Annotated in this window: 8 protein-coding genes; 1 reads left to right on the forward strand and 7 read right to left on the reverse strand. The window is 41.1% G+C overall.

Annotation, left to right across the window (positions count from 1 at the left end; translation table 11 throughout):
• Positions 1–234: 234 nt before the first annotated feature.
• From Q1V93_RS08840 to sucD, 6 genes are all read right to left on the reverse strand, one after another.
• Positions 235–798, reverse strand: a complete 564-nt coding sequence (locus tag Q1V93_RS08840; RefSeq protein ID WP_300663856.1) for a Maf family nucleotide pyrophosphatase — start codon at positions 796–798, stop codon at positions 235–237.
• 5 nt (positions 799–803) lie between these two features.
• Complete coding sequence (locus tag Q1V93_RS08845) at positions 804–1709, reverse strand: geranylgeranylglycerol-phosphate geranylgeranyltransferase (protein ID WP_300663857.1); 906 nt, start codon at positions 1707–1709, stop codon at positions 804–806.
• 62 nt (positions 1710–1771) lie between these two features.
• Positions 1772–3793: an OmpA family protein gene (locus Q1V93_RS08850; RefSeq protein WP_300663858.1), complete on the reverse strand. Its 2022-nt coding sequence runs from the start codon at positions 3791–3793 to the stop codon at positions 1772–1774.
• Positions 3794–3797: 4 nt separating this feature from the next.
• A complete protein-coding gene (locus Q1V93_RS08855) occupies positions 3798–4379 on the reverse strand; it encodes a 7-carboxy-7-deazaguanine synthase QueE (RefSeq protein ID WP_300663859.1) in 582 nt (193 codons plus the stop codon).
• Positions 4380–4569: 190 nt separating this feature from the next.
• Positions 4570–5511 (reverse strand): ion channel, encoded by a 942-nt coding sequence (locus Q1V93_RS08860; protein ID WP_300663861.1) that lies wholly within the window; start codon positions 5509–5511, stop codon positions 4570–4572.
• A gap of 133 nt (positions 5512–5644) precedes the next feature.
• Positions 5645–6523 carry a succinate--CoA ligase subunit alpha gene (sucD, locus tag Q1V93_RS08865; RefSeq protein WP_300663862.1) on the reverse strand — a complete coding sequence of 293 codons (879 nt, stop codon included), beginning with the start codon at positions 6521–6523 and terminating at the stop codon, positions 5645–5647.
• A gap of 280 nt (positions 6524–6803) precedes the next feature.
• Between sucD and Q1V93_RS08870 the strand changes: the two genes are divergently transcribed.
• Positions 6804–7697 carry a hypothetical protein gene (locus tag Q1V93_RS08870; protein WP_300663864.1) on the forward strand — a complete coding sequence of 298 codons (894 nt, stop codon included), beginning with the start codon at positions 6804–6806 and terminating at the stop codon, positions 7695–7697.
• Between the two features lie 67 nt (positions 7698–7764).
• On the opposite strand, the gene Q1V93_RS08875 is transcribed toward Q1V93_RS08870, so the two are convergent.
• A complete protein-coding gene (locus Q1V93_RS08875; protein WP_300663865.1) occupies positions 7765–8220 on the reverse strand; it encodes an FKBP-type peptidyl-prolyl cis-trans isomerase in 456 nt (151 codons plus the stop codon).
• Positions 8221–8261: the final 41 nt, after the last annotated feature.

The following is an 8261-nucleotide window of genomic DNA, read 5'->3' on the forward strand; positions in this document are numbered from 1 at the left end:
TTTAATCTGCCATGCGGAACATTGAAATAAGTGTCGATCTGGTGATCTGTTCCCTGAAAGACAGGATTCAGTGTCAGTAATTTGGTTTCGTATGTTTCAAATTCTTCAACTTTCGCTTTAAATTCAAAATTTTTGATGTTCATTTTGTGATTGCTTAATTTGTTGGAAACTAACCGGTATGACATTTAAAGGGCATAATAATCCTTTGAAATGAAGATTTTCCGGATCGAAATACTATGGAATAAAATTCTGAATTTCCTTGTAAAGCCGGTGAGTGGGTAAGCCCATCACATTGGTATACGTTCCGTTCATATGTTTGACGGCAACATAACCGATCCATTCCTGAACTCCGTATGATCCGGCTTTGTCGAATGGTTTGTATTGATTGATGTAGAACGTAATTTCTTCTTCTGTCAATGTTTCGAATTGAACTTCTGTGCGGTCGGAAAAAGAAACTGTTTTAGCAGATGAACCGATGAAAACGCCGGTAATAACCGTATGCGTTTGCCCGGAAAGCTTCAGGAGCATCTTTTTCGCATCTTCAAAGTCGACAGGTTTTCCAAGAATTTCGCCGTTTAAGATCACAACAGTATCGGCACAAATGACCGCTTCATTTGCTTTGAGATCGGGAAGCAGTGCTTTTGCTTTCAATGCTGCCAAAAATTCGGGAACAGCTTCTGCAGCGAGCGTTTCAGGATAGATTTCTTCCGTGTCTTTGATACGGACTTCAAATTCAATTCCGATTCCAGCCAGTAATTCTTTCCTTCTGGGCGACTGAGAGCCTAAAATCCATTTCATGTGATTCATAAAAAATACCAGTAAAAAGGCATAGAGCAGCCAATTGCCATTAAGATTTTGAGCAACAAATCTGCTCGTTTCAGGTTCTTATCTGCCTGCATACTCAAAAGTCCGATAACAAACAAGATTCCAACCGGAATTAGGAAAATAGGGGCAAAGGCACGCAAAAACTGGATTTTATAAAGGAAATACCCGTCAACTAAAAAAGGAACGGAAGTAAGCAGTAATAAAATCAAAAGCACGATAGCAACTACTTTGGTTTTTCGCTTACCCAGAACAATCGGAAGTGTTTTTGCTCTTAAAACTAAATCTCCCTGCACATCTTCAATGTCTTTGATGATTTCGCGGATCAGATTCAGAGTGCCTGCATAAAAAGCGAAAACCAGAACCACGAATGTATTGAAATAAGATCCGAATGCCCAGCCGGTATGAAGCGGTGTCTCAATGATCCGGTTGCCTGGAAAATAAACTCCCGGACTTTGTATGAACTCCAGGAAGTGAATCCCGCAAAGGATCGGAACCAGGGCAGTTAATCCTGCAATCATCAGATTCCCGATCAGAAACCTGCGTTTGAAATACATGGAATAGAACCAAAGTGCATTGATGCTTAATAAATGGATGAAGACATACCAGAATGTTTCGTAACGCCAGCTTAGATAACAGGCAATGGCGAAAGCAACAAAGTTCATCATCCAGTGCAACACAATCGCCCAGCGCGGCTTGATGAATTTCCCGATAATGACTTTGTGCGGTTTATTGATCTTATCGGCTTTGACATCAAAATAATCGTTGATGATGTTTCCGGCAGCTGCAATCAATACGGTTGAAAAAACAAGCAGGAAAAAATCGAATGGTTCCGAATTCCCCTGGCTGGAGTTCACCTGAATACGCGGAATAAAATACACACGCATTCCGTACATTGTTAAAGCAATGACAAGTAGATTAACAGGCCGTATGAGTCGCAAAAAATACATTACTTCACAATCTTGTATTCTGTTCTGCGGTTTTCCTGGTGCGCCTTCTCTTTTTCTTTCTCAGTAGGCATTTTGGCAATCGCATCATCCGAATAGATTGGCATGGTTTCTCCATAGCCTTTCGATGACAAACGCGCTGCTTCTATTCCTTGCTGAATCAGGTAATCTTTCACAGATTTTGCACGCGCATCCGATAATTTCAGGTTGTCAGCAGCATCACCGCGTGTATCGGTATGTCCGCCGATTTCAATCTTAACTGTTGGATTAGCCTTCAGGAAGTCGCGTAATTTGTTTAATTCCACAAAGGATTCCGGACGTAAAGATGCTTTTGCCAGGTCAAAGAAGACATTCTTCAACGTAACAGGATTTACTGTATTCGAAACAGAAACCATCGGAACATCCATGTGGAAAGATTCCTGGTTGTCTGCAAGCGTCATATTGAAATTCTGTGAAAAGAAGGTATATCCCGGATAACTTACCGCTAAAGCATAATCTTCATTGATCGGAAGAGAAACCGTAAATGCTCCCGTTACCTGATCAGCCTCAGATTTAATAACCTCTTTTCCTGTTTTGATGTTCACCAGAGAGAATTTCCCGGGAATCGGTTTTTTAGTCACGGCATCAAACACCAAACCATCAAAGTAAACAGTTCTCACAGGTCTGAATTTCTCGGGCATAACGAAATAATAGATGTCCAGATCACCGAAACCGCCTTCACGATCAGATGCGAAGAACGCAATTTCACCATCCGCACTAACGAGTAGTGAGTTTTCATCCGCACTGGTATTGATCGGATATCCCAGGTTTTCAGGTTTTCCCCAAACGCCGTTTTCATCCATTCTGGAAACAAAAATGTCTAATCCGCCCATTCCAGGATGTCCTTGCGAAGAGAAATACAACGTTTTCCCATCCGGGTGAATCAAAACGGATTCTTCCATGTAAGGAGTATTGATCGTATTGGGTAGACGAACCGGAGTGTCCCAGGTTCCGTCATCTTTTAAAGTCGAAGAGTAAATATCGGAATCAGGTCTTCCGCCACGCGCCATGACTTTGCGCACAAAATACAGGGTTTTCCCATCGGCAGATAAAGACGGCTGAGATTCCCAGCTTGAGGTGTTGATTGCTCCCGGAAGATTCGTAGGGTCGATCCACTGATTCCCCAAACGCTTGGTGTAAAACAAATCACAGCTTCCTTTTCCTTTTCTGTTTTCTCCGTAATTGATTCCCGATTCATCCGAACAAGCGACAAAAATCAAGGTTCTTCCGTCTGCTGCAATGGTTGGTGCACCTTCATTGTTTACCGTATTGATGTTTTTAGGCATCGGAACAGCTGTTTCCCAGGTATTGAACGTACTTAAATTGGAAACATAGAAATCTTCCTGTTTTTGATAAGGTCCGGTAACGCGTTTGTCGTCAATCAACCGCGTAAATAACAATGTTTTTCCGTCAACCGTAATTGTTGGGAAATATTCAGGGTCTTTTGTATTTACTCCCGGTCCGAGGTTAACAGGTTTGAATTGATTCGGATTTTTCATTGCTTCGATGGCAAATGTGCAATCGTTGATGATTTGCTTTGCCATGGTAATGTTATCCGGGTGTGCGCCTTTTGACTGAGTAAACGTTGTGAGATCCTTCACGGCATTTTCGTATTCTCCAACGCCATATTCCAATGTTCCCAAATAGTAATAAGTAGAACCTCCTGAAGTAGGATTCGGATTGATGGCTAATGCTTTACGGTAATGTTCTATTGCCTTGTGAGGTTGATTCAACTCAATATACATTTCGGCTTCCACCATGTGAACTTCCCAGAATGCCGGGTCTTTTTCCAATGCTTTTTCCAACAAGGCAATTCCACCGGCGTAATTGGGACCATGCGTTTTCGGATCGACGGATTTCCCCGGTTCCCTTCTTCCTTGTTCATATAAGGCAATTGCTTTCTTGTTTTTTGATGAGTAAGTCATTTGTGCCGTAGAGCAGGATGCCGTAGCCAAAATGAATAATGCCAATAAAAGGTTTTTCATTTTTTTATGGAATTTCTAAATATTTATGAGTTTGCAGGGAAATCTTCCATTTCGGGTGATTTTTTACATACTCAATGATGGTTGGCAATAATTGTTCCCTTTTTGACCATTCTGGTTGCAAATAAAGAACACAATCTGCCGGTACTTTTTTAGCATGTTCTTCAGCCCATGCCAAATCCGATTTGTGAAAGATAACAATTTTTAGCTCAGAAGCTTTCTCATAGGCTTCATTAACGGGTGCTTTAAACTTTTTTGGGGAAAAAGTATACCAGTCCACATCTCCAACGAGCTTACTGGTTCCCGAAGTTTCGATTGCAACGTATTTTCCGGCAGCATGCAATGCATCTACCAAAACACTTAAGTCATACATGGCGGGTTCTCCGCCGGTAATAACAACCAGGTTTCCGGGGTATTGAGAAACGATATTTTTCAATTCTTCCACGCTCATTTTCGGGTGAATATCAGCATCCCAGGATTCCTTGACATCACACCAAACACAGCCTACATCACAACCTCCCAGCCGAATGAAATAGGCAGATGTGCCCGTATATTTTCCTTCACCCTGGAGCGTGTAAAAATGTTCCATTATGGGATATAAAGTAGAACTGTATTGTGCCATACTTCAAAGGTAAGTACTAATTACGAATTCCGAATTAGGAATTCCGAATTGAAGAGCTATTTTGTATCTCCCGACTTCTCTCAATGTCAGAAATTCAATATTCTTTATCGTGTTTACTGAGCAACTGAAACTATAGTAATCAATTCGTAACTCATAATTAAGAAAGTGGTTCCAGGTGACTGATTTCATGAATATTGAGAACAATCGTTCCGTTTTCATCTGCGTTGAAATTCTTTTTGAATTTCACGCCGCTGGCCCATTGATGTTCTGCATAGGAATGTTTCCGGACAACTGTTTGAGAGTACGTCTCATCAAATGCTTCAATGAGAATGAGCAATTCGGCCAGCTTTTCTTTGATTGCGGATAAGTTCAAATCATACAAGGGCGAATCTTCATCAATGACATGTACCAATGTCCAGGTGAGCGGAAAGTAGCGTACAAAATCTACTTCCAGTGGAATGGTATAATATTTCCTGGTGACTATATTCGAAGAAGAATCTTCATTGATCAATGAAAGTGTGACATGAACTTTTGTATTCAGCAAAACACTGTTCCGCTGATTGACGATTTTAAACATCAAAGCCATTTTGTCTTTGTGCGGCGTGATGATCACATTGTGTGAGAAAGCAATCTTGGTGGAAGGGCGGGAAAATCTTCCGTAGATCAGACCGGTTGCAATAGCAAAAGCTATCAGTCCGACAAAAGCTTCCATGGCTGCTACAAAGGATATCAGGTTTCCTTTTGGTGCAATAGCACCGTAACCAACGGTTGTAAATGTTTGAGCGCTGAAATAGTAGGCAGCAATAAAGTTATTCTGATTCGGATTAATTCCATGTAAGTATTCGGTTCCGATCCAGCAGTAAATCCCGGCAAAGAAGAGGTTCGCTACGAGAAAACTTCCCACGAGGAATACTCCGAACCACCAGGAATTAAGATCGACCAGGTATTTGTAGAAATCCTTGAGCATCCGGATAGCGCCGATTCGTTTGATGTTGTACGATCCGTCTTCGTTCAGGATGCGTTTTACCGATTTTTGGTAGGTTGTGCCTAATCCGGGATCCTGCGATTCGTATTGTTCCAATTTGCGCTGTTTGTTCATGTCGTTTTGTCTGTCCTGATGATAATAATAAAAGGAAGGTAATCAATTCGCGGGATTTTACTTAAAATTCAGGATCAAAAAAAATCCCGCTCATCGGCAGACGAACGGGACCTTGTAGTATTAATTAGAGCGATTACGCTGTAACTCCTAAAATTTCTGCCATTTTCGCACCGATGTGAGCAGGAGAATCAACTACGTGGATTCCACACTCACGCATAATGCGTTTTTTAGCTTCTGCAGTATCGTCATCACCACCAACGATTGCACCTGCGTGCCCCATTGTACGTCCTTTCGGAGCAGTTTCTCCTGCGATGAATCCGACAACTGGTTTTGTACCGTTTTCTTTGATCCAGCGGGCAGCGATTGCTTCTAAGCTACCACCGATTTCACCGATCATTACGATACCTTCTGTTTCCGGATCATTCATTAACAATTCTACAGCTTCCTTAGTCGTTGTCCCGATGATCGGGTCACCACCGATTCCGATTGCAGTTGTAATTCCTAATCCTGCTTTAGCAACCTGATCAGCTGCTTCGTATGTTAACGTTCCCGATTTGGAAACGATACCGATTTTTCCTTTTTTGAAAACGAAACCTGTCATGATACCAACTTTTGCTTCACCAGCTGTAATAACTCCCGGACAGTTCGGGCCGATCAAACGAGCTCCAGAACCTTTCAGGTATTCTTTGGCTTTCACCATATCGTTTACAGGAATACCTTCCGTGATACAAACGATCACTTTAATTCCTGCATTTGCAGCTTCCATAATTGCATCTGCCGCGAATGCCGGCGGAACGAAAATAATAGAAACATCAGCACCAGTTTTTGCTACCGCATCAGCAACCGTGTTGAAAACAGGACGATCCAGGTGAGTAGAACCACCTTTTCCAGGAGTTACACCACCTACAACGTTTGTTCCATATTCAATCATTTGACCTGCATGGAAAGTACCTTCACTTCCTGTGAATCCTTGTACAATTACTTTAGAGTTTTTATTAACTAGAACACTCATGTTTGAGAATTTAGATTTCGTTTTTAAAATGCGCTTCAAAAATAGCTGTTTCTTTTCGTTTTAGCAATGTTTTGACAGATTTTATCTCGGGATTTTGACATATTTTCAATGTTTGGTTTAAATGATTGAAAATGAGTTGTTAGACTTTTAAAAACAGATCTTCGGTTTCTAGTGACGTTTTAAATCGGAAGTCTGTTTTTCTTGCCTGAAAGCTTTGATTTTATGACGTAAAACAATAAATAAGTTCTAAACTTGTTATTACAGAAGCTAAACATAATTTATGAAGACCTACATCCAATATTTATTTGTACTACTCTCCGGATTCAGTTTTGCACAGCAAAAAGATTCTGTCAGGCAGAAAACCCCTGCCTTTATCCTGAAGTTTACTCACGGATTGAACAACAGCAGTGAGTTTGATTTTTCTAAATCGCAGTGGGATAAAATGACCCCGGACTTTCAGATTCCTGATTCGTTGAAACCTGGAGGATTCGGTTATTTTCCGGAAAATAAGGATGATGTTTATGCGAATTCAAGTGATGCGTATTTCATGCTGTCATTCGGGCTGATTAATAACAAAGAAAAGCAAGCCGGAAAGAAGTACCGGACGACGACGACCTTTCATTTGGGATATGGTCCGCAGCTTCGGGCAACTAAACGTTGGCTTTATGAGTCTCATGAAGTGATTGATACACTAACTTCCAGTCAAAACGGAAGTGCTTATTATTTAAGTGGAACCCGGAGACAGGATTTGGTTAAAACATACCGTTCTCAAAGTCTTATTTTTGGAGTCGGGCAGCATTTTTCTACAAATCCGAATCGTATTTTTCAATTTGAAACCGGTATTGATTTGTTGTGTTTTATGAGTATCATAAGCGAAATCAAACTTTCTTATTTCGATTCTTACACGGTTGATAATGCTCCGCAAGGTTACAGTTATGTATCTCCTACATTGACGGATCCGGTTTCCAGAGATTACGGCGGTAAGTTTATTGCAGGAATGATCATGCGGCTTCCCCTGGATTTAAGTTTCAAACTGTCGAGAAATAATCCGTTGTTAAGCAGAATGCGAATAGGAGGGGAGTTAAACCCGGGAATGATCACACATTTTACTGACGGATTGATTACTGCGAATTTCAATCTGAGCGGAGGAATTAATTTCCGCTTTCAGTTCTAGAGTTTTTAGTTTGGATATGAAAAAGCCGGGCGGAAAATTTTCCACCCGGCTTTTTATTTAGAGAAGTTTAAATGACTTTTTCGATCTGAATTTCAAAAACAAGCGTGGAATTAGCCGGAATGTTATCCAGGTTATCGTCTCCGTATCCCAATTGCGGCGGAATAACCAGGCGTAATTTTGTTCCTGCTACCTGGTTGAGTAACCCAAGTTGAAATCCTCCGATCAATCCTTTCAGATTTGCTTGAAAGGGTTTTCCGGGTTCTGTCTGATCGAATTTTTGTCCGTTTGTGAGTGTTCCTTTGTAGGAAAGTGTGACTTCACTTCCTGCCTGTATTTTTTCAGTTCCGGACCCTTTTTCCAATACTTCGATAATCAGACCGCCATCAAGCGTTTCGTAATTCCAATGATGTTTTTTGGCATAATTTTCTGCTTCGGAGTTAAAACTGTGTTTTTGTTCTTCCGAATAAGTACTGCAAGCGCTTGCAAGCAAAGCAGTGACTAATAAGAGTGTGAAATTTCGCATGAGAATCAATATCGAACAGGTGTTACTTCATATCCTTTTTG

It is taken from the genome of Fluviicola sp., assembly GCF_030151805.1.
GTDB lineage: Bacteria > Bacteroidota > Bacteroidia > Flavobacteriales_D > Crocinitomicaceae > Fluviicola.